At 42.1% G+C, this 23,246-nt stretch carries 21 protein-coding genes; 10 read left to right on the top strand and 11 right to left on the bottom strand.

Translation table 11 applies throughout. The features are described from left to right. Window positions 1-67: 67 nt before the first annotated feature. The 5 genes from HEQ19_13250 to HEQ19_13230 all read left to right on the top strand — a co-directional run bounded on the left by HEQ19_13250 (window position 68) and on the right by HEQ19_13230 (window position 5,484). Complete coding sequence (locus HEQ19_13250; protein WYM00347.1) at window positions 68-1,102, top strand: chemotaxis response regulator protein-glutamate methylesterase; 1,035 nt, start codon at window positions 68-70, stop codon at window positions 1,100-1,102. 57 nt (window positions 1,103-1,159) lie between these two features. Then, on the top strand, window positions 1,160-2,479 hold the full coding sequence (locus HEQ19_13245; GenBank protein ID WYM00346.1) for a SpoIIE family protein phosphatase: 1,320 nt from the start codon (window positions 1,160-1,162) through the stop codon (window positions 2,477-2,479). 146 nt (window positions 2,480-2,625) lie between these two features. Further along, a complete protein-coding gene (locus HEQ19_13240; GenBank protein WYM00345.1) occupies window positions 2,626-3,219 on the top strand; it encodes a DUF6272 family protein in 594 nt (197 codons plus the stop codon). A gap of 159 nt (window positions 3,220-3,378) precedes the next feature. Next, window positions 3,379-3,732, top strand: coding sequence for a hypothetical protein (locus HEQ19_13235; protein ID WYM00344.1), 354 nt, complete (start codon window positions 3,379-3,381; stop codon window positions 3,730-3,732). Between the two features lie 108 nt (window positions 3,733-3,840). Next, window positions 3,841-5,484, top strand: coding sequence for a mechanosensitive ion channel family protein (locus HEQ19_13230; GenBank protein ID WYM00343.1), 1,644 nt, complete (start codon window positions 3,841-3,843; stop codon window positions 5,482-5,484). A 287-nt stretch (window positions 5,485-5,771) separates the two neighbouring features. Here the strand turns inward: HEQ19_13230 and HEQ19_13225 are convergent, their stop codons facing one another. Continuing rightward, window positions 5,772-7,085, bottom strand: coding sequence for an AAA family ATPase (locus HEQ19_13225; GenBank protein ID WYM00342.1), 1,314 nt, complete (start codon window positions 7,083-7,085; stop codon window positions 5,772-5,774). A gap of 312 nt (window positions 7,086-7,397) precedes the next feature. Here HEQ19_13225 and HEQ19_13220 point away from each other — a divergent pair, with 312 nt between their 5' ends. Beyond that, window positions 7,398-9,785 (top strand): EF-hand domain-containing protein, encoded by a 2,388-nt coding sequence (locus tag HEQ19_13220; protein WYM00341.1) that lies wholly within the window; start codon window positions 7,398-7,400, stop codon window positions 9,783-9,785. 270 nt (window positions 9,786-10,055) lie between these two features. Here the strand turns inward: HEQ19_13220 and HEQ19_13215 are convergent, their stop codons facing one another. From HEQ19_13215 to HEQ19_13175, 9 genes are all read right to left on the bottom strand, one after another. Then, entirely contained in the window at window positions 10,056-10,415 is a 360-nt protein-coding gene (locus HEQ19_13215) for a hypothetical protein (protein ID WYM00340.1), read from the bottom strand. 82 nt (window positions 10,416-10,497) lie between these two features. Then, window positions 10,498-10,884 (bottom strand): hypothetical protein, encoded by a 387-nt coding sequence (locus HEQ19_13210; protein ID WYM00339.1) that lies wholly within the window; start codon window positions 10,882-10,884, stop codon window positions 10,498-10,500. Between the two features lie 153 nt (window positions 10,885-11,037). Beyond that, window positions 11,038-12,588: a ferredoxin:protochlorophyllide reductase (ATP-dependent) subunit B gene (gene bchB / locus HEQ19_13205; GenBank protein ID WYM00338.1), complete on the bottom strand. Its 1,551-nt coding sequence runs from the start codon at window positions 12,586-12,588 to the stop codon at window positions 11,038-11,040. A 523-nt stretch (window positions 12,589-13,111) separates the two neighbouring features. Beyond that, the gene (locus tag HEQ19_13200) at window positions 13,112-13,636 is read right to left on the bottom strand and encodes a tetratricopeptide repeat protein (protein ID WYM00337.1); all 525 of its coding nucleotides are present in this window, start codon (window positions 13,634-13,636) and stop codon (window positions 13,112-13,114) included. Between the two features lie 190 nt (window positions 13,637-13,826). After that, the gene (locus tag HEQ19_13195) at window positions 13,827-14,636 is read right to left on the bottom strand and encodes a transporter substrate-binding domain-containing protein (GenBank protein ID WYM00336.1); all 810 of its coding nucleotides are present in this window, start codon (window positions 14,634-14,636) and stop codon (window positions 13,827-13,829) included. A gap of 12 nt (window positions 14,637-14,648) precedes the next feature. Continuing rightward, window positions 14,649-15,005: a 50S ribosomal protein L20 gene (gene rplT, locus HEQ19_13190; GenBank protein ID WYM00335.1), complete on the bottom strand. Its 357-nt coding sequence runs from the start codon at window positions 15,003-15,005 to the stop codon at window positions 14,649-14,651. A gap of 31 nt (window positions 15,006-15,036) precedes the next feature. Continuing rightward, window positions 15,037-15,234: a 50S ribosomal protein L35 gene (gene rpmI / locus HEQ19_13185; protein WYM00334.1), complete on the bottom strand. Its 198-nt coding sequence runs from the start codon at window positions 15,232-15,234 to the stop codon at window positions 15,037-15,039. 48 nt (window positions 15,235-15,282) lie between these two features. Then, window positions 15,283-15,921, bottom strand: a complete 639-nt coding sequence (locus HEQ19_13180) for a DUF4351 domain-containing protein (GenBank protein WYM00333.2) — start codon at window positions 15,919-15,921, stop codon at window positions 15,283-15,285. A 73-nt stretch (window positions 15,922-15,994) separates the two neighbouring features. After that, on the bottom strand, window positions 15,995-16,162 hold the full coding sequence (locus tag HEQ19_13175) for a hypothetical protein (GenBank protein WYM00332.1): 168 nt from the start codon (window positions 16,160-16,162) through the stop codon (window positions 15,995-15,997). A 63-nt stretch (window positions 16,163-16,225) separates the two neighbouring features. Between HEQ19_13175 and HEQ19_13170 the strand changes: the two genes are divergently transcribed. From HEQ19_13170 to HEQ19_13160, 3 genes are all read left to right on the top strand, one after another. Further along, window positions 16,226-17,449, top strand: a complete 1,224-nt coding sequence (locus HEQ19_13170) for a transposase (GenBank protein WYM00331.1) — start codon at window positions 16,226-16,228, stop codon at window positions 17,447-17,449. 155 nt (window positions 17,450-17,604) lie between these two features. Continuing rightward, window positions 17,605-19,593: a serine/threonine-protein kinase gene (locus HEQ19_13165; protein ID WYM03389.1), complete on the top strand. Its 1,989-nt coding sequence runs from the start codon at window positions 17,605-17,607 to the stop codon at window positions 19,591-19,593. Between the two features lie 483 nt (window positions 19,594-20,076). Continuing rightward, the gene (locus HEQ19_13160; GenBank protein ID WYM00330.1) at window positions 20,077-20,823 is read left to right on the top strand and encodes a DUF561 domain-containing protein; all 747 of its coding nucleotides are present in this window, start codon (window positions 20,077-20,079) and stop codon (window positions 20,821-20,823) included. 233 nt (window positions 20,824-21,056) lie between these two features. Here HEQ19_13160 and HEQ19_13155 read toward each other — a convergent pair whose 3' ends face one another. After that, window positions 21,057-22,214 carry a DegT/DnrJ/EryC1/StrS aminotransferase family protein gene (locus tag HEQ19_13155; GenBank protein ID WYM00329.1) on the bottom strand — a complete coding sequence of 386 codons (1,158 nt, stop codon included), beginning with the start codon at window positions 22,212-22,214 and terminating at the stop codon, window positions 21,057-21,059. A 215-nt stretch (window positions 22,215-22,429) separates the two neighbouring features. Between HEQ19_13155 and fetB the strand changes: the two genes are divergently transcribed. After that, window positions 22,430-23,206: an iron export ABC transporter permease subunit FetB gene (gene fetB / locus HEQ19_13150; protein WYM00328.1), complete on the top strand. Its 777-nt coding sequence runs from the start codon at window positions 22,430-22,432 to the stop codon at window positions 23,204-23,206. The last annotated feature ends 40 nt before the right edge of the window (window positions 23,207-23,246 follow it).

The raw sequence follows: 23,246 nt of genomic DNA, 5'->3' as shown, positions 1-23,246 counted from the left end.
AAAATCAAATATAATTCCTGTAAAATTCCTGTAAATAGTTTAGTAAGCAACAAAAAACAACTAATAAATGAGGATTGCAATTGTTAACGACATGGTAATGGCAGTAGAGACGTTAAAGCGTGTCTTAATTACTGTCCCAGGGTGTGAAGTGGCTTGGATAGCTCGTGATGGTGCTGAAGCAGTTAGTAAATGCGCCCAAGATACACCAGACTTGATTTTGATGGACTTAATCATGCCGGTGATGGATGGGGTAGAAGCAACTCGTCAAATCATGAAAAACTCTCCTTGTGCCATTTTAGTAGTGACAGCAAATGTCGGACAAAATGCATCCAAAGTTTTTGAAGCAATGGGATATGGAGCATTAGATGCAGTTAGTACACCTGTTTTTGGGGTTAGTGGTAATCCTGAAGCTGCAGAGGTTTTCTTAGGAAAAATTACCACTATTCGCAAACTAATTGGTAAACCAGCGCCAACTACCAAATCTAAAACTCTGGGACAAAGTTCGCCATCTCGATTTTCTGCTCTGGAGTCCCAGGTTCCGCCATTAATTGTGATTGGTGCTTCCACAGGTGGTCCTAACGCCCTAGCGACAATTCTCTCACATTTACCAGCAAACTTTGGGGCGGCGATAGCGATTGTTCAACATGTGGATGCTCAATTTACGCCTGGTTTAGTTGAATGGCTAAATCAACAGACACCTTTAACTGTCAAGCTAGCCACAGCAGGGAGTCATTTAGAAGTAGGAAAAGTCCTAATTGCTGGGACTAATGATCACCTCAAGTTACAATCAAATTTGAGCTTGGGTTACACCAAAGAACCGATTGATTATCCTTATCGGCCTTCCGTCGATGTTTTTTTCAAAAGTGTCGCCCAGTATTGGCACCGTCGGGGAACTGCAGTTTTATTGACTGGTATGGGTAAAGATGGAGCAGAAGGGCTAAGTGTGTTACAGCAAAAAGGATGGCATACAATCGCCCAAGATCAGCAGACTTCTGTAGTTTATGGAATGCCCAAAGCTGCTGTAGAATTGGGTGCGGCTGTGGAGAGTTTACCTATTAATGCGATCGCCTCTACTTTAATCGGACGACTATTAAAATCATAAATTCTAAATTCTAACTAAATTATGAATTATTAAATATGTCAAAAGGAGACGAAAGCCATGATAGAAGACCCAATTACAGTTTTACTCATCGATGATCAGCCAATGATCGCCGAAGCTATTCGTCGCATGTTGCTTCCAGAAAAAGACATCACATTTCATTACTGTAGCGACCCTACTAAAGCTCTCAAAGTCGCTAAGTCCTGTCAGCCAACCATCATTTTACAGGATTTAGTGATGCCAGAGATGGAAGGATTAGTATTAGTGCGTTTTTTACGCGCCCAAAATGCTCCTACAAAATACGTTCCTTTAATAGTTCTTTCTAGTAAAGAAGAACCAGTCATCAAAGCAAAAGCTTTTGCATTAGGAGCCAACGATTATTTAGTCAAACTCCCAGATTCAGCCGAACTAATCGCCCGCATCCGTTACCATTCTAAAGCATACGTCAACCTGCTCAAACGCAACGAAGCAGAAGCCATTCTCCAGGCGGAAAACTTCCGTATGGCGAAAGAATTGGATATGTTGCACCAAATGCAAAAAATGATTTTACCAACAGCAGAGGAACTCAAGGCGATTGAAGATTTAGATATTGCATGTTATATGGAACCTGCGGACGAAGTAGGTGGCGACTACTACGACGTTCTGCACACAGACGGTATCACTACAATAGGGATTGGTGATGTTACCGGACATGGTTTGGAAAGTGGTATTTTAATGGTAATGACGCAAACAGCAGTCAGGACTCTCAAAGAGATTCAAGAACTCGATCCCGTTAAATTTTTGGATGCTCTCAACCGCACTATTTATAAAAATGTCCGCCGCATGAATTCTGAGAAGAATTTAACTTTAGTCATTCTCACTTATTCACAAGGCAGAATCAGTATCAGCGGTCAGCACGAAGAAACTATTATAGTGCGGAATGGGGGTGATATTGAGCGCGTTAACACAATAGATCTCGGATTCCCAATTGGGTTAGATGAAGAAATTACTGATTTTATCAATCATACCATCATCGAATTAGATGTAGGCGATGGAGTTATTCTCTATACTGATGGAATTCCTGAAGCTTACAACATCGATAAAAAACAATATGGGCTAGAGCGATTATGCGAAGTTATTAGTCAAAATTGGCAGGGTTCCGCCCCAGAAATTAAGCAAGCAATAATTGATGATGTTAAAAATTTTATAGGTCAACAAAAGGTGTTTGACGATATTACTTTAGTGGTGATCAAACAGCTACCATTTGAGCAGCGGGAAACATTTGCAAGCGAAGAAACATTTGATGGGGAAGAATTATTGGAGGACATTGATGAGAATGTCAACAAAAAGAAAAAATTGGCATTTTCTCGGATTAAAGATAGCAAAATTAAAAATCAATAAATTTAGAGAATGTTTAACTGGCGTCATCCCTAAAAGATTGAATTTCATAAATTATCTGTTTTTATGACGCACCCTACGCCCTCATTTAAAATTGATAAGACAAACAAATCTGACAGTTTTGATATACTAATTAGTAGGTAACAGAAATGAGCCAAATTTTTGGAGAATTTATTGAAGAGTTTCCCCCAAACCATCATTGTTTAGAATTAACCTTTAATACTGTTTCTCGAACCAGTCAAAGACAGTGGCGTAATCACCGTTTATGTGCTTATTATATTGCTGACTATTTTGCAAATATTGTCTCAATTGATAAAGACGATCCTGATGGGGCGAATCGTATTAAAGAGTGTAAAAATTCCATAAGTTATATCGGTAATGAACTTTTGGAAAATGCTGTAAAATTTCAAGAAATGAACGATGATTATCCAGTTACATTTGGGATTTATTATATAGAGGATAGCGAAAAATTGACTGCTGTGATTTTCACGAATAACAGTATTAATGCTCACGGCGTTGCCAAATTTCAAGCCTTTATTCAAGAATTACTTTCTAGCGATACTCAGGAGTTATATGTACAGCAACTGGAAAAAATAGCCGCAGAAGAAGATAGTAAAAGTTCTGGTATAGGTTTACTGACCATTATTAACGATTATTCAGCAAAATTAGGCTGGGAATTTGACTTAGAATCCACCGATACACAAATTATGACGGTTACTACAATGGCTCAAATCATTGTATAATTTGGTATTATTTGTAATAATTAAGCCCGTAGGGTGCGTCAGAATGCTTAATTTTCGGATAAGGTTACTAATTTTCGGTATCTGACGCACCCTACTTGATCTAACTTGCAACTTACGTTAATAATTAAGTTTTAGATCTCAAAAAAATCCAAATAACCTATGGCTACTCAAGAAGTTCAAGGCGATGACTATCAAGTTCAATACAATTCAACATCTGCGATAGTTGACTTTAAAGGAGAAATCAGTCTAGGTGGACCAAAGGATTATGAGCCTATAGTAAATTTGCTTAATCAAGTAGCTGATTTAGCACTTCCAAGCATAACATTGAACCTGAAAGAATTAGCCTTTCTCAACAGTTCAGGTATTAGTATGTTATCTAAGTTTGTTTTAGGAATGCGGAAAAAGAAAGGGACTCAATTAGTAGTTTTAGGTTCCAGAAAAGTTCCTTGGCAAAATAAATCCTTGAAAAATTTAGAGCGATTGCTTCCAGGTTTAAAGCTGGTAATTGAATAAAGTAAACAGGGAATCGGAAATTCTGAAAACTAGGCATATCATTAGGGTAAACCTTTACCTATTTTCGGTTCGTCAATATCTATTATACAATATAATACTATATACAATATGTTACAAAACATTTTACATCAATTTTCCCAACTGAATACAGAGACTTTGCTCCTGTACGGGTTACTAATAACGGCTCTAGGAACTGCGCTGTTATATATAATATTGTTTTACATCTTGCGCCCGATTTTTCGAGAATTTGAAAAGGATATTGCCTTCGTTGCTTTAAATGTTTGCGCCTATCCTATTCTGTTCATCTTTGCTATCCTCAGCATGAAAATCAGCCTAAAAGTTGCTTTAGGAAAGTTAGCTACTGTAGGTTTTTTTTCAGTAATTGATCACATTTTCATAGTCAGTCTAATTATAGTAGGTAGTTATTGGGCTGTTCAACTTTTTAATGAAGTTTTTATCTACTACCTCAAAGTATACACTCGACAAAGTGAAGTCATGTGGGATGACGTATTGCTTCCCATTCTGTCAGCAGTTGTTCCTGTGCTGATATACATCGCTGGTGCAGCTTTTATTCTCAGTTCCTTTGGGGTGAGTTTAAGTGGAATTTGGGTAGCGCTTGGCGGTGCTACTTTTGTGCTTGGTTTTGCACTTCAAGATATTTTAGCTAATTTCTTTAGTGGAATTGTTTTACTTATTGATACACCTTTTCAATTTGGTGATATCTTGCTTCTAGAAGATGGTTCCATCGGGATGCTACGCCAGATTGGTATTAGGGTAACTCAGGTATATATATTTAGTAATCATTGCGATGTTTATATTCCCAATAGTGTATTACAGGGACAAAAAATCACTAACTTGAGTCGTCCTACAACTTTTTATTCACAATCTATAAAGATAGAGATTCCCACTGAATGTGAGTTTGATGATTCCAAAAAGCTGATAGAAGAAATTGTCTTGGCTCATCCTGATACACTAGGGGATATCGATATAAAACTAGAGGTCATGGATGAATACTATATCTACGAAGATAGCGATCCTAATCTTGTAGAACAACAAAAAATTGGAAAATTAAAGGTATTAGCTGAACAGGAAGTTAATTTGAAATTAGAAGAGATTGAACAATCTCTAGAAGCTTTAGTTGCAACGATGCAGTTTGCTGAAAAAGGGGGGTTAACAGTAGACGAAATAGAAAATGTCCAACAAGAATATCAAGGTGTATTAGAACTTATTGGTTTTCAATTAGTTGAAGAAACCATTAACAACCGCACCGTATTTAATTTTGAGGAAAATAATGAAGAGGGACTAATTGAGTTAATTCGCCAGTGGTATCGCGTTTGGATCAAAGATCCAAATTTACTAGATGAAGATCAAAACTTAATTGCAGAGGAATGGGAGCGGAAGATTAATTTATTAACACGCAGAGTGCAACGATTGTCTCAAAAAATATCGAACCCTAAAGCTGAGGAAACGCGCTTAGATGATTATGTCTTAGATTTAATTAAATGGATTAAAGAAAAGTTGAAAGTACCACGCAAAAAATGGCAAGAACCACAAGTGAGGATGGTAGCCATGAATCATAATGATGAGTCGGACTTTTTTATTGAATTTAATATTTCATTTTTTGTGGATGATATTAAACTAGAAGATGGGAAAAGGGGCGAACGAGTCAAGAGCCAAATTTATCAAGAAATCTTCCGCCATTTCAAAAACACCTACCTTGATTTACTCCCTTCGCCAATTTCTGAAGGTTAATATAGCTCGAAACAGTTCAGTTAAGCATTTATTTCTTCTCTCTGTGCCCTGGGGCGCCTCTGCGGTTAGTTAAAAAAATTGACTTTGACTCATAGTTCTATTACTATGTCAAGATAAAAATGATGGACTGTAGTGCGGGCATCTTGCCCGCGTGAGCGAGACGCTCACACTACCAAAAATCCCTCAAAACAAAATTGACAGACTACTAGCCTTAACTGAAACGTATTGGATTATAGTTGGGGACGTTGAGTATTTCGAGGAATATGCTGGTATCTATCAGGCAGATACTACTCATTGCCGTACTCCTGCAAACGAGACAGCCATTCCATAGCTTGCTGTTTTCTGTCTTCAGGTGTATGCGGCGACTTAACAAACCGATCCACTACCCCAGCAGTTACCAGTTGACCGAGGGGCCCCTGAGATATCAGACTGGGGAAATCGTACATCTCCCCAAGCCTTACAAGGCGGCTATCTCCTGACTCTGGATTGCGGAAACAAAACACTACATCACCGAGAGCCGCATCGGGTAAGGCATCCATTAAGGCTGGGTTGTGGGTAGAAAGCAGCACCCGCAATTTCCGCTGCTCGGCAATATCCCGGATGCTGGCGAGTAGATGTTTAGCGCGGTTGGGATGAACCCCATTGTCAATTTCCTCGATTACCACTAAACTTCCTTCGGTTGCCGATAGCATAGCTGCTGCTATAGCTAACACCCGCAAAGTGCCATCGGATAATAATGCCGCCTCACAATTGCGACGGGTATTGCCAAAGGTTTCTGCTAGTCGCACCATGACTTCATCCCGTGGGCCGAAAAGGAAATCAAGCCCATCTATAGCCTGTTCTGGTAGACTCTGGATAAAGTTGAGAATTGCCTGTTGATTTTCGGCTTGGTTCTCCCACAAGCGATACAGGACGCTGGAAAGATTGGTACCATCTTCTTGTAATCGCTTATCAGATTTGAAGCTGTACTCGCGCATTCTGGCGGGGACGGGATCTAGAAACAGGATGTTCTTTAAAACTCGTTGATATTCGCGGACGGTATCAGGAATTATCTTTTGGGATTTGGGGTACTTTGGATCAAAATGGGCAGGGGTGTCTAATTGCACGAATATAGCCATCTGATCGCTGCACTTTACTAGTGGCTTGTTCTTCCCCTTTTTAAAGTTATTATATGCGACACCAACATCCGTCCCTACTCCTTGAGAAGGCTGATCTAGGTCATATAGCGGGACTTGACTTGTCGAGCCAACGATTCGCTCACTACTGATGTGCAGTTCTCCGTCACGCACATTCAGGGTTATATCAAGTTGGTTCCAGTCTGGGGAGTCTAAACGGCAACCAATGGTAAAATTTGACTCTCCCCGATGGCACAAGTCATTTACTCGACCGCGTACAACGCGCTCTGCACTATTCACCGCATATTGAATGCTGGATAGTTTTTGCCCTTGTGCTAGCCACGACAGAAAGCGCAAACCTTCAAGGGCGTTACTTTTACCTGAAGCATTGGCTCCGATTAGTACAGTCAGCGATCCGAGAGGTAAGCGGCTGGTACTGTAACTTTTGAAATTTGCCAGAGTAAATTCGGTCAGCATGGCGTTCATGTCATAATTTTCCTCGGAATTGTGCCAAATAATGGCCAGTGTTAAGAGATGCGTAAGTCCTAGACCATCGCAACCAGAAGCCTATCTTACAGCCATTTTCAGGTAAATAGACCACGCTTTTGGGGCGCAAGGCCTTGCGCCCCTACGAAGATCTGTGGTTATTGGGTGAAAATTGCTGTAATACAATCACTATGACGCTACTTTTCACCTAGTAACGTCTGATGACAAGCTGCTTGCACATACGGCTCTCTGACTGCAGTCAACAGGGGATATCTATGACACGTCTAGTTAAAAAATCGGGAGAATGAATTGATGTCCACTGTAGAATTAGAAAAAAAAGTCATGACTGAAGAAGAAGTAGCAAAGCTGTGGGAAGCGTTCAAAGTATTTGATACCGACGGTAGCGGTGTCATCTCAGCAAGTGAATTGGGTCAAGTAATGCGATCGCTAGGGCAAAGTCCTAGTGACACCGATTTACGAGATATGATTAAAGAAGTAGACGTGGACTTATCAGGCAGTATTGATTTTGAAGAATTCAAAACCCTGATGGTGTCCGTCCAAGGCGATCGCCAAAGCCGTCTCAAATTGGCATTCAGCGTGTTTGATGAAGACGGTAGCGGTCAAATTACCACAAACGAGCTCCGCAGCGTTATGAGTCAGTTTGGGCTGACGGATGCAGAACTTGATGAGATGATTAAAGAAGTCGATCACGATGGCGATGGCTCAATTGACTTTAAAGAGTTCATGAAACTGGTTCCAGAAGAGTCAGAAATCACCACCGGCTATAAAGATTCATCCATTTGTTTTACTAGTTCCCCAGCAAATCCACCCACCGTCACCTCAGACACAGCGGCGGCTGAAGCACCCACTGTATCAAATATCATATCTCCAACAGAGGAAATTAAGGACGAGAATCCAGAAGTAGTGCGACTCAAAGAACTGCTCGCCCAACACCCACAAGACCAAAAAGAACGCGCCACTTCCCCCCTGCAAATGCAGATTGGTTTATTCCGCCTAATTCAGGGAGCCGCCTACCGCAGCTTTCGTGAAAGTTTCTCAGCCAACCATGAAACCCACCTGCGCGTGAGAAACCTACCCTACAAAATTACCGACTTTGTGCAGTTCATTCAGCAAGCGATCGCATTGTACAAAGGCTTAGATATCGTAGAAACAGCTTGTCACCCCTTGCTAGATGCAGTCGTTGAATCAATAAAACAAGAATATACCCGACTCGAAGACCGCATCAAGAATTGGAATACTATCGAAAAAACCCCCCAGATGCTGGCTGAAGATCAAGCGATGCAGGAAGCACGCCGTAAATCAACCTCTGTCAAAGAAAAGTTTGCAGCGGGGGTCGAGTTCGCGATTACTTTGAAGAAAAAGCACTTCAGCTTCCGTGATATTGCTGGCGGTGTACTGGCCATCAACGAACTCAACCGCCTGCGACAGATGGAACTGAATACAGAGCTTACCCCACCTCCAGCTAAATCACCAGGCGATCCCAAAGATTACCTCCAGCAGTGGCACCGCGTCATCCTCTCGGATGCTTCCGAAGAAATATCTGGTGCGATGATGCCGGTAGCTTATTGGTATGAAGATTTCATGCCAAAACTCCTCGCAGCTTTCAGTGTTAACACGGCTGCAGATATTCAAAATAATACCGTACCTGACCAAGGGGCTTTGGCTCAGTGGTATGAAGATACCAAAGCAGTGGGAGAATTTGACCGCTATGGAGCGGATGTGGTACAGAACTTTTCTCAATGTACTGCCAAACAACAGCTGGCTATCAAGCAAGCATGGCGTTTGACACATCACTATCTCAATGGAGTGCAAAAACGGCGCGAACGTCAAGAGTTTGGGCGGGAGTCAGGGGCGCTATCGCAGTATGTAGCATTCCTTGATGTCTATTTGGGACGGAGTGATGTGAAGGATGCCCAGATGCGCGTCAGCTTCCCCTATTATATCGGCCCTGCCGTCTGGCGATTTTTCCACACCACGGCGGAAATTGTCTGTACCAAGCCAGATGCAAAGCAAAAAGTTCTCGTAGCAGTTTTCAAAGACTTCTTTAAACTATTTGCTAGCATGTACCCCTGCCCTTACTGTCGCCACCACCTGAATATGTATGTAGTGCAAAACAAAGAGGTGGACATGTACCCGGTGGAGTATCTTTTGCTGGGACGCGACCCGCAACTTTCCAACTTTGAGGTGTCGATGGAAGCCAAACTGTCTACAGTTGTGGATGGTCCAGCCCTGCGGTTATTTTTCTGGAAACTACACAACACCGTCTCCTCATCGATAGCCCGCTCCGAGGAGTGGTATCATAAGGATGAAAAAGCCTTTTACACTACCCGCTACTGGCCCAGTCTCGACTCCGAATTGGCAAGAAGCAAAGCACTCAAACACCTGAGCATCTCCGTTGACCGATTATACCGCCTCTATGGCATTATCAAACCAGCATCGCGGCTGGCAGGGGTCAGAGCAACCCTGCAAAAGCTGGTGGCGAAAGGGGATGTCGAAGGCATCAGGGAGGCATGTATCCTAGCTGAAGATTATATCAAAGAGTTGGAAACAGCAGCGATCGCCGGACAATTTCTGCAGCAAACCTACTGCTTTGAGCCGCAAATTGTCGATCAAACTCCCTACTTTACTCCTGAAGAAGAACAGTATGCCCGCAGCGGCGTGTTTGTCGAAGTCATATAATTGATCAACTCACACCAACTTTGGGTAAATAGACCACGATGTAGGGGCGCAAGGCTTTGCGCCCCATTATGATCCAATACAGTTCGGTTAAGGAAAATTGTCGTAGGGGCACGGCACGAATAAAATTGTCATTAGAAGAAAAGATTTTGGATGCCGTGCCCCTACACTGTATACCATTTGAGTCTAACTGAACTGTATTGCATTATGATCAATATCTTCAGCAAACTTTGCAGCAGTTGAAGATTGCTGAATACTGAAATCAGAAAGGAATCAGGCATTTTGAGTGCGTAAAACTTCCAATTCGCTAGTATCAGTAAAAACTTTACCTAATGGTTCACTGAAATAAACAACTTTATAATTACCTGCAAGTTCTTTGTGCAGTTGCTTCCACAAGCTAATACCTTCTGCTTCAAAAGCGGCTTCAGCTGCTTCATTGAGGAACCCTGGCGAGTTAGCGGGATCTTGCCAATTTAAGGTTGCATTATAAGCAGATGCCCATTTTTGCAAGCGGCTAATGGTTTCTTGACTTAGGGGTAGTTTTCCTGGATCGATGTTACCCACTTTATCAGCATCTGCCCACCATAAAGGGTCGCATCCATAATCAGCCATCAGTTTAATCTTTATTGCCATAGCTATTCAAGTTGAATTATCTGACATCTTGCACCTTCTCATTAAGGGTAGGGTGGGCACTGCCCACCCTATTCAAGTTGAATTATGGTAATGAGGCAGGATTGGCTCCGACTATATAACCATTATCACCTACAGTTACGGCTATGTATTGTGTTTTTCCATTGAAAATTATTTGATAGATTTCCCTAGGAGGTTCTATCGTGCCTTGATAACCAAGAAATGTTCCTTCTGTCACAGCAGCTATTACAGCATCTGGTATTTCGTTTTCAGAAATTCCGCGTCTGGCAAAATCCTCTCGGTGTTGCTCTAATATATGTGCTAATCCACTGCCTCTTCTACCAGCTTTTCCTTCTTCTAAAAATATGATTTTGCCATCATCCTGCTTGGCAATCCGCACAACTTTTTCTGGACTGTGCTTAATGCCAGCCTGACAGAGTGCCGCAAGTAATGCCGCTTTGTCATTATTCATATTTAATATATTTTTTTTAATAAAGACTTTTTATATTAATTATGATTATATTTCAAATTTAAATCTTTGTCAAACTTTCTATGTAGACAAAAAATTAGGGTAAAGAGCATACACAACTCTTCACCCCTGAATCTTTTCAACTAACCCACTAACCTACGCCCCGACGGCTTCCTTGGCGGCGTACAAAACCTCAGCGTTGATTTCTTTAAACCCACGTTCACGAGCAAATTTCTCGGTATTACGCTTGACTTTACCCCGCACAAATCCGGGAATTTTGTTCAATTCTGCTTGACCATCCTTAGTCCAATTCAGGTCAGATTCAGCGGAAATTCCTTTAGTAATTACTTCCTTGGTATCGTGTCCACCGAAGATTTCTAACAGGTGATCTTCCATTCCTAAAGTGAAGGAATTGTAGATTAAATCTGTGACTTGATTTGTACCTTCGTAACCCAAAAATGGTTTGTAACCAATGGGGAAGTTTTGCACGTGGATGGGTGCAGCAATGACGCCGCAAGGGATATCTAAACGCTTACCAACGTGGCGCTCCATTTGGGTGCCGAAGATGGCGGAGGGTTCAACGCGGGCGATCGCATCCCCAATTTCACCATGATCGTCTGTAATCAAGACTTCATCGCAATACTCGCTTACCTGTTCGCGGAACCAGTCTGCATCATATTTGCAATAAGTCCCAGCCCAAACTACGTGTATCCCCATTTCCCGTGAGAGAATTTTGGTCATGGCTGCGGCGTGGGTGTTGTCGCCAAAGACTACGGCTTTTTTACCTGTTAAGTTCTGACAGTCGATAGAACGGGAGAACCAAGCAGCCTGAGATACATGCAGGGTTTGCTCGTTGATGAAGTCTTCGTATTCAACTTCTGCGCCTCTTGTAGTGAGCGAAGTCGAACTATGGGCGTTAATTACCTGCTGAATTTTGCGGATACATCTTGCCGTTTCAACTACACCCATTGGCGTAATATCTACGTAAGGCGTGCCGAATTGTTCTTCTAGGTAACGGGCTGTGGTTAAGCCGAGTTCACGGTAAGGAACCAGGTTAAACCAGGCTTGGGGCATTTTTTTCAATTCGTTAACCGCAGCGCCTTCAGGAATTACCGTATTCACTTCAATTCCCAAGTCAGCCATCAACCGTTTGAGTTCGGTACAGTCGTGTTGGTGATGGAAGCCTAGGGTAGAAATACCAATGATGTTAACTGAGGGCTTGGCGGTTTTGCCTGCTGGCAATTCACCGCGCTTGCGGGCTTTGTCGATGTAAAATTGGACAATTTGATGCAGAGTGCGATCTGCTGCTTGCAGTTCGTTGTAGCGGTAGTGGTTCACATCCGCTAACATGACATCTCCTTTGGCTTCCAGTTGGGCGCGTTCGACAAAGTTGTGCAAATCTTCTTGGAGAATGCTGGAAGTGCAGGTGGGAGTTAAGACAATCAAATCTGGATGTTCTTCAGCGTCTTTGCGGGTGATGTTGTCTACCACCTTTTCTTGGGAACCACGGGCTAAAACGTTGCGGTCAACGACACTGGTTGTCACTGGCGTAAAGTTCCTCTCCCGCGATAGCATGGAGCGCATGACGTTAAAATAGTCATCGCCAAGCGGGGCGTGCATGATGGCGTGGACATTTTTAAATGAACTGGCGATTCGCAATGTGCCAATGTGGGCGGGGCCTGCATACATCCAGTAAGCCAATTTCATGACTGTGTTCTCCCTTTTCAACTGAAATTACACCAAGTCCCATAAAAGCTGGACTACAAGTGCTTGAGATTAAATCGATTCTGATTTTCGCAAAACTTGTAGCCCTAATGAAGTGTAGATTTGTGTGGGTTTTTCATAGCGGGCGAATGCTGAAACCCTTTTGCTGATTGGGATTGAGACTGTGATTTAAACAACAATTCTGTTGTTTATTTAAAATAAATCTTAATTTTTCAGCAAAATCTGTTATCAAAACAGCCAAAGGGGAATTTCACAGTAGTAGGGGCGCAAGGCCTTGCGCCCCTAAAAATACTCCCGAACCGCTGGAAGATTACCGTTCGCGGAGCGTCCCGTAGGGAAATAATTTTTAGCTCACGCAAAGGCGCAAAGGCGCAAAGAAGGAAAATTATAGGTAATCTTAGAGCGGGAAGGGAGTAAACATCTGGGGAAATGAGGTAAGGGCGCAAGGCGTTGCGCCCCTACAAATGTAGACATAATTTGGGATAATTTATTTTTTGTCAGTCCCTTACGCAGATACCAAGCGTCGCAAAGATTCAGCACGGCGTTTCGCAGTGGCATTATTTGGCGCAAATTTCAGTGCTTCTTCGTAACTTTCTAGTGCTTGAGGAGTTAACTTTTTCTTCTCGTAGGCGTGACCAAGATTATTCAGCGCCGTCACATAGTCTGGTTTACTTTTGATGGCTTCTTTATACTGACGAATTGCCAAGTCATATTGTTCTTGAGAAAAGTAAGCATAACCCAGCCCATTGTAAATTGGTGCGATATCTTCTTCGCCCTCTTCTTCGGCCGCCTTCAGAGCTTTTTGAAACAGCGATATTCCCTGAGTAAACAATTTTTTCTCGGAATAAATACTGCCCAATTCATAATATTCTTGAGCCGTCCCCTTTTCTTTAGCTAACTTTTTGTTCAACCTAGATAAGGCACTTTCACGCTTACGAGTTTTGAAAATTTGGCGAAAAACACTCACAACCGTAAAACTGAGCAACCCTACGAAAATTGAGAGATAAACAACTGGGAGACTATTATCCATTGTCTGCAAATACAACTATTAAAGGTTCTTCTTTATTATCAGCTTTTTGTCATTTGTCATTTGTCATTTGTCATTTGTCACTCCTAACTCCTAACTCCTCACTCCTAACTCCTAACTCCTCATTCCTCACTCCTCACTCCTCACTCCCAACTCCTCACTCCTCACTCCTCACTCCTCACTCTTGACTCAATTATGGTAAGCCCCAATATTGAATCCGTTGCTTGAGCCAACCTTCAGCAAGATAACGAGCGATCGCTTCGTTTACTTGTCGTCTTAAATCATCGTACTGCAATCCTTTGGGCATAACTACAGACAGGGGTTCTGTTGATAGTTGGGTTGGCAGTAACCGATATTGAGGATATTCTTGCACCCAACCGGTCAAAACACTAGCATCGGCGGCGAAGGCTGCGACTGTATTGCTTTCTATTTGCTTTTGTGCTTCTTGATAGGAATTTACTCCTACCAACTCGGCTTTAGGTAAAATATATTGCACTTGGGCGATAGTACTGGAATTATTTAGTACAGCAATTTTCCGCTTTGCCAAATCTCGCTGCTGCTGGACTTTGGTATCTTTAGCTACGAATACAGTACGATCAAAGTAGTAGGGAACACTTAAACTTACCAAACGAGCGCGGGACTCGGTTGCTGTTACCCTAGCTATGGCGAGATCTACTTTATGATTGAAGACTACAGACAGGCGATCGCGATTGGTTACGGGTTGCAATTTGACAGCATCTGCTTTCCCTAGCAAGTCAGATGCCAAATGCTTTGCTAAATCAATTTCCAAGCCTTGTAAATTACCGTTAGCATCTCTAAATCCCAAGGGACGTAAGTTATCTTTAACGGCGATATTTAAATAGCCCCGCTGTTGTATTTCTGGGATTTGGGCGGCTGATGCGATGTTTCCCATCCCCAGCCAACAGAAAATACACACAAATATCGCGGATAATAGCAGATGTAACCGACTATTTGCTTGCCATTTGTTACATCCGTTATTCATCCGTAATCACCTTTACCCTTTAGTTTGAGTTGCTAATTCAGCGACTTTGGCAAAGCTAGCTGGATCGAGAACTGCTAACTGTGCCAACATTTTGCGATTTAGTTGCACATCGGCTTTTTTCAGATTACCAATCAACTGGCTGTAACTCAAACCATGTTGGCGAGATGCAGCGTTGATGCGGGCGATCCACAGGCGGCGGAAATCGCGTTTCTTCTTTTTGCGATCGCGGTAAGCACTCCGTAGCGCCTTCATCACCTGTTGGTTGGCGGTTCTAAACAGGGTTGAGTGGGAACCGCGAAAACCTTTAGCCAGTTTGAGAATTTTATTGCGGCGTTTACGAGCTACGTTACCGCGTTTTACCCGAGTCATAACTTAATATTCCTGAATATTCCTGAAAAATTTACAAATATGGAAGCATCAAGCGCACATTATCCTCATCACGCTCATGTACAAGTGTTGTCTTGGACAGTCCACGTTTTTTGTTAGAGGTTTTGTGTTCTAGGAGGTGGTTTTTGAAAGCCTTGCGACGCACGATTTTACCTGAGCCGGTGGCACGGAATCGCTTCGCTGCTGCTTTACGGGTCTTGAGTTTAGGCATGGTCTAGCATTGATTCGACACAATCCCTCATTATATACTAAGCGCATCTTATTTTCCCTGCTGTTCCAACCAGATAATTAAGTCGCTCACCTGGGAAAAATCTAACAGCACCTCTGCTAAATCCTCCAATTGGGGACTAGATAATAATTGCAGTCGTTGAGCCAACTGGGGATCGATGATACCAAACCGACGAGTCAACTGGCGGATAATCAAAGCCAACTCGCCTTCCTTGATTCCTTCTTGGCGCCCTTCCTTGATTCCTTCTTGGCGACCTTCACGAAGAATTTGTTGATAAGTCACAGATTCGCGCATAATATCCGTTGTTAGCAATTGGTTAATTAAAGGTTCCTCAAACCGCAACCCAGCTAGGACAAATGTACAAGCGGCGATATTCTCAAGTTGTTCTATATTTTCAATCCTAGCTACTTGAGATGCAACTTGGGTTAAAAGATTGTTGGGAGCATCGCTAGCTGCTAGAGTAGCTAAAGGTAACAGTGCTGGATTAGCAAGTAATGGTGTTGGATCTTGCTCCCACATGCGAATGACTCGATATTGATGAGTGGTGTAGGCACTGGTGTAAGTGTCAACAAAGACAGCATCCGAGTTAGTCCGTTTGAGAAAAATCACTACTTGTTCAATGATTTTATCTGGGTATTGGGCTTGCAGTCGCACTAAATATTGCAGCATCCGAAATGGCATTGGGCGTCGGTAGTCTGGCAGGGTTTGAAACTGTAATCTAAATTCTGGACAAACCTACCCATTATTGCTCATTTTTGGGTAGGTTCTCTCTTGCCATGCGCTCTATAACATCACTAAGGCTTGATGCTTTCATGTCTATTTGCTTTTGCTCTAACCATTCAATAGCTGTTTGAGTCAAAGTCATCGTAAATCTTCTTTTTTCTTCTGCGTAAATTTTCTTTCTAGCCATGTTGTTATTTTTAAACTCCTCATATATAATATGAGTATAACAACATTTGAGAGGTCGAGTAAAATGCAATTAGTTGAAAAGCACATTATTAGCCGACAGCATAAGTTTTGGAAAGAATGTGATTACCTAGCTTTACAATCCAAGCATCTTTACAATGCTGCTACCTATATTCAACGTCAATACTTTTTTGAAACTAAAAAGTATTACAACTCAATTGATATTTACCACCAAACCAAGAATTTAGAAGCATACCGATATCTACCAACGAAGGTTAGTAAACAAATAGTGCGTAGAGTTTCAGAAGCTTGGAACAGTTGGTTGGCAGCGTTAAAAGATTGGTCAAAACATCAGGGTAAATATCTTGGTCAACCCAAAATGCCAGGATACAAACATAAAGAACGTGGCAGAAATGTTGTGATTTACCCAATAGATGCAATATCAAAACCAGCGTTAACTAAGGGTATTGTTAAACTTTCACAGTCAAACATTCAATTACCAACAAAGGCTAAAGATGTAGACCAAATAAGGATTGTACCTAAGCTAAATCATTATGTTATTGAAGTTGTTTACACAGTCAATGAGTCTGTTAAGTCAACAGGTAAGTACAGTGCTGGTGTAGACCTTGGCTTAAATAATTTGATGGCTGCAACTTCCAATCATCCCGGTGTCAAGCCGTTATTGATTAATGGTAGACCATTGAAAAGTATTAACCAATTCTTCAATAAAAGAGTGCGATTAGCGCAATCAATAGAAGCTTGGAGACAGGTTAAAGAATTAAATAGCAAGCGTGATAGAAGGATTGATAACTATCTCCATACTGTTAGCCGTAGGGTGATCGATTGGTGTCAGTTAAATGATATCGGTCAATTAATTATTGGCAATAATTCAGGATGGAAACAAGATATTAATATTGGCAAAAAGAACAATCAACAATTTACCAAAATACCTCACGCTAAATTAATAAATCTACTAACTTATAAAACCAATTTAGCTGGTATTGATGTTGTAATTACTGAAGAAAGCTACACTTCAAAAGCCAGTGCATTAGACGGTGATAAATTACCTGTTTACAAAGAAAAATCAGATAATAAACCCGTTTTTAGTGGCAAGCGTATTCAAAGAGGTTTATACAAAACTTCCAGTGGTAAAACAATTAATGCTGATACCAATGGAAGCTTAAATATAGCCAGGAAAGTAATCCCAAACTTTATGAATGGGCTAGAGGGATTGCCGTTTATCCCTGTAGTTTTAGGACTTTGGACTAAAATTACAAACGTAGTTGTCTAGTATTGTCTATCCTTGGGTAGCTTTGTACAGATTCCTATGAGCGGTTAGCACTGTTGAGAATTGATGAGCAAAAATTCACAAAATAGCGATCAGGAATACGAATAAATGCACAGAAATTCTTTATTATGATTACAACTGCTGATAGATACCTCACTATGAGCTACTGCCTCAATCCCAGATGCAATAGGCCCCTCAATCCTGATGGCATAAATTTATGCCAAACTTGCGGTACAAAAATCACACCATTGTTAAGAAACCGTTACCATATTATTCAACCACTCGGAGGCGGAGGATTTGGCAGAACTTTTTTGGCAGAGGATCAAGACAAGCTCAAAGAGTACTGTGTAGTTAAGCAGCTAGCACCGCAAGTCCAAGGGAGTAAAGCCTTACGCAAGGCCACGGAGTTATTTCAAGAAGAAGCGCGGCGTTTGCAACAGCTAGGAGAACATCCCCAAATTCCCACTTTGTATGCTTACTTTGAGCAGGATCACTACCTGTATTTGGTGCAGCAGTTCATTCAAGGGCAAACTTTAGGACAGGAGTTAAAACAGCAGGGGACTTTCAGTGAAGAAAAGATTTGGGAAGTTTTAAGTGAATTATTACCCATTCTCCAGTTTGTCCACGAAAATCATGTAATTCATCGCGACATTAAGCCAGAAAATATTATCCGTCGCCAAAGCGATCACAAGTTAGTTTTGATTGATTTTGGTGTCGCCAAGCAGTTAACAGAAAATTCTTTAAATAATCAAGGTACGAGCATAGGTTCCTATGGCTATGCTCCAATTGAACAAATGAAGCTGCGCCAGGCATATCCAGCTAGTGACTTATTTAGTTTGGGTGTGACTTGCTTTTATTTATTAACATCAATTCACCCATCTGAACTTTGGACTGAACAAGGTTATGCCTGGGTAACAAACTGGCGGCAATATTTGCAGTCTCGAATAACTGTATCTTTAACACTAGAAAATGTCCTAGATAAGTTATTACAAAAAGATATTGAGACGCGCTATCAATCATGTAATGAAGTCCTCGTGGACTTGAATTTAAATTCACAATTAATACCACATTTACCCGCCAGAATACAAACAATACAATTCGCCACAGTACCACCATCAACAATGGGAGTACCTACCTTATTACCACCAACAATTCAGTTAAATACAAAACTTCTATTATGGCTTGATAAAACAAGAAATAAAAGTCTTTTAGCGGCATTAATACTGCTATCTGCATCAGGTTTAATCTGGTATCTAATTACATATATTTTTATTGATTCTCCAAACATAACTGGTCATTCAGGTGCGGTTAATTCTCTCGCATTCGATACTCAAGGTAATAGATTAGCCAGTGGTAGTGATGACAAAAGTGTCAAAATTTGGGACTTTTGGAATCGCCAGAAAATCCATACCGTGACTGGACATTCTGACTGGGTTTATGCTGTTGCTATCAGTCGTGATAGTAAAATCCTTGTCAGTGGCAGTAAGGATAAAACTATCAAAGTATGGAATTTCTATACTGGCAAGGAAATTCGGACACTAACTGGTCATAAATACTTTGTTAATTCTGTCGCGATCAGCCGCGATGGAGAGACTCTCGTCAGTGGTAGTTATGACAAAACTATTAAGGTTTGGAACTTAAAAACGGGACAGGAAATACGCACCCTTACAGGGCATTCAGGTGTGGTTTTATCCGTTGCTATTACCCCAGATGGTGAGACTATTGTCAGTGGTAGTAAGGACAAAACTATTAAAATTTGGAACTTGAAGACGGGACAAGAAATACGCACTATTTCGGCGCATTCAGGTGATGTTAATGCCGTTGCTATTAGCCAAGATGGAGAGATGCTAGCTAGTGCTAGCGATGATAGAACTGTCAAAGTTTGGAAACTCAAAAACGGCATGGAAATACGCACAATGACAGGACATACTGCTGATGTGAATTCTGTCGCATTCAGTCCAAATGGTAAATATATCGCTACTGGTAGTGATGATAAAACTGTCAAACTGTGGAATCTAATAACGGGAGGGGACAAGACTTTTACTGGCCATTCAACCGAGGTTTTTGCCGTGGCTTTCAGTCCCGATGGTAAAACTTTGGTTAGTGGTAGTGCAGACAAGACTATCAGAATTTGGCAATTACCGTAGGAATTTTGGCTTGATTTCTACCATCTAACAACTAAGGAGCTTGACTAAATAGCCAAATACTTTTCTAAAGTTACTCATAGTTATTCAGTGTGAGGATATTGACAGAGTTGTAACTTTCTGATAATTTTTCTTTAATGCCGAAAACCAAGGCCAAAAATTATCTGGTTTGTAAACCACAGTCGCTTTCATTACTAGCCAGCCTGTCAAAAGGTTGAACAGGATGCCATGATTCGTTAAATAGGTGAAAAATGTTGAAAAACGTCTAAAAGCTTCAAAACAATAATTGACAGGCAAAAAAAATAGGCTCGGCTAGAGCCGAATTTACGCTTGTGGACAAGAAGGAGCCGACTCCCTTGGTGGAAGCAAGAAGCAGACCCTCTAGAAATTACTTCTAGTTGAATGGCGAAGCTTAGATAAGTTTAGCCAAGTTTTGTATAGCAGCGGTAGAATATACCTTACTTTCGTAGCTACAAAAGACGAACAATGACAATGCATTCTTCACTCCAACGTGCATTTACTGCCCGCCGTGTCCTGAAAGTGATCAGCGGTTTGAATAACTTTGACGCCCATAGCGTTGCTGCTACCGTCAAAGCCGCTGAACTTGGCGGTGCTACTTTTGTTGATATCGCCGCCGATCCTGCTTTAGTTCAGTTGGTAAAAACATTGACTAAATTACCAATCTGTGTATCAGCAGTAGAACCAGAGAAATTTGTGTCAGCTGTAGCAGCTGGCGCCGATTTGATAGAAATTGGGAATTTTGATTCCTTCTACGTCCTTGGACGTAGATTTGAAGCGGAGGAAGTGCTAGCGCTAACTCACCAAACCCGTGCCCTGCTACCGGAAATTACCCTCTCGGTGACTGTTCCCCACATTCTGGAACTAGATCAACAAGTGCAACTGGCTGAAGAACTAGTCAAAGCTGGTGCAGACATGATTCAAACCGAAGGTGGCATCAGTAGCAAACCTGCTCACCCTGGCACCCTAGGATTAATTGAAAAAGCTGCCCCCACCTTAGCTGCAGCTTTTGAGATTTCCCGTGCAGTCTCCGTACCAGTATTATGTGCTTCCGGCATTTCTAGCGTGACCGCACCCCTAGCGATCGCCGCTGGTGCTGCTGGTGTTGGCGTCGGTTCTGCTATCAACCAACTCAACAGCGAAGTAGCAATGATTGCCGCTGTACGTAGTTTAGTCGAAGCCTTAGCAACTGCTAGCAATCGTGCGATCGCCTAGTTGGTAATCATGGGGATGAGGATGTTACCCCTCCCTCATCTCCCCCACTCCTTCATCCCTAGTCCCGCGATTTCAAAGTCTTATACAATACCACTAAAACGCTGACACATGTAGATTTAGCGTAGGGGCACGGCATTGCCGTGCCCCTACAGCTGGTATCATATCGTGTGGATTTAGGGGTATCTAAAAATTTATCCGGCTAAACAAATAGTTTGAAATCGCGGGACTAGCCCCTAGCCCCTAGCCCCTAGACTATCTTTGAACGCATCAATCACTTTGTCTTGCTGTTCTTGTGTCAATTCTGGGAACATGGGTAAGGATAAAACCTGATGGCTGGCTTGCTCTGCTAGTGGCAATTGTCCTGGCTGATATCCCAGACTTTCATAAATCGGTTGTAAATGTAAAGGGCGGGGATAGTAAACCATTGTACTTACGCCCTGTGCTTGTAATTGATTACGCAGTGAGTCCCGATATTGGCAACTAGAACCATTTCGCTCCTCAGCTTTGATGCGAATGGTGTATTGATTCCATACCCCAAGGCCCCCAGGTAATTCTTGAGGTGTGATAACACCAGGGATTTGACTGAGAAACAGGTCGTAATAAGCAGCGATCGCTCGTCGTCGTTCATTCCATTTATCCAGATAACGCAACTTAATCCCTAAAATAGCTGCTTGTATGGCATCCAAGCGGCTATTTACACCAATTTCTTCATGGATATAGCGGATTTTACTGCCGTGTTCTCGTAATACCCGCAATTTGGTAGCAATAGCTGGGTCATTAGTTGTAATTGCCCCGCCATCACCGCAACCACCCAGATTTTTGGTAGGGTAGAAACTAAAGCAACCAATATGCCCAATGCTGCCGACTATTTTACCACCCCAGCTTGCTCCTGTAGACTGAGCGCAATCTTCAATTACTGCCAAATTGTGAGTTTGGGCGATCGCCATCAACGCTGTCATATCCACAGGTTGTCCAAATAGGTGAACCGGGATAATCGCCTTGGTTTTGGCTGTAATTGCTGCTGCTACTTGCTGTAAATCAATATTAAATGTAGTCGCGTCTATATCAACGAAAATCGGCTTTGCACCCACAGCGCTGATAACTTCAGCTGTGGCGATAAAGGTAAACGGTGTGGTAATTACTTCATCACCTGCACCAATTTCTAAGGCTCGTAACGCTAAAAATAGCGCATCAGTACCTGAGTTACAAGCTACACATTCTGTTACACCATTATAGGCGGCAAACTGTTTTTCAAAGTCTTCAACCAACGGACCGCCAATATAACGACCAGAAGCCAGAACCTCTAAAACGGCTGTACTGACTTCTGCTTCGATACTGGTGTATTGTTGCTTGATATCAAAGGCAGGAACGGGATTTACACTTTGGATCATGAGTTTTCATTTTATCTGAACATACAAAGGATGCACGTTAACGGTCTATTTTCACTTATTGAATTGTTAATCAAGAAGGCCAAAAAAGACTGTCGTCTAGTATACGCATAGAAAATGTATATTACTTAAGCACTGCTGCCTGCGAGATTGTAGATTGAACAAGGGACATGGAGGAGTGGGGGATTAATGACAAATGACAAGGAGCTAAAAACCCAATGTCAGATCTGATCAAGTTGGATTTAGTTGATTTAGCCGCTGCTGTGGGATTGATGGCGATCGCCATTGGTTTATCTGCATGGGAAAAATTAGGACTAGAGTTAAACTTAGCCCTGGCTACGGGAAGGACTATTTTACAACTACTCGTACTGGGATACATTTTCGACTTCATCTTTGCTGTGGACAATCCTTGGGCAGTTGTGGCGATTTTAGCAGTAATGCTGACCATTGCCGCAATTGTTGCCCGAAACCGGATTAGCCAAAAAATTCCCTATGTTTTAGCGAGTGTGTGGGGGTCAATTTTAGTTAGTACGGCGCTGACACTGATTTACACCAACTTCCTGATTATTCAACCAGAGAGATGGTATGATCCCCGGTACGTAATTCCTCTAGCAGGAATAGTGATAGGTAATGCCATGAATGCAGCTGCGATCGCCGGGGAACGTCTTGTCAGCACCATGAACTCCCAGGGTTTAGAAATCGAAACCCACTTAAGTTTAGGCGCTACCCCCCAACAAGCTGTTATCCAGTACCGCAAAGACGCCATTAAAGCTGGATTGATTCCCACCCTCAATCAAATGATGCTGATCGGTATGGCTACACTACCAGCACTCACCAGCGGACAGTTACTAGGTGGAGTTAAACCCCTCGAAGCTGTATCCTACGAAATTTTGATTATGTTCATGGTTGCTTTTGCTAACTTGCTAACCACGCTCTTAGTTACTAGGAGATTGTGTCGTCAGTTTTTTAACTCCACCGCGCAGTTGGTGAGGTGAGGCTGCGTGTTATATTTTTTTCGTAGGGAATGTCAAAAGC

Origin of the sequence: Gloeotrichia echinulata CP02, from assembly GCA_038087035.1 — a bacterium.
Taxonomy (GTDB): Bacteria; Cyanobacteriota; Cyanobacteriia; order Cyanobacteriales; family Nostocaceae; genus Gloeotrichia; species Gloeotrichia echinulata.
Note: the sequence above shows the minus strand (reverse complement) of the source record. Positions and strands in the feature narration are given on the sequence as shown.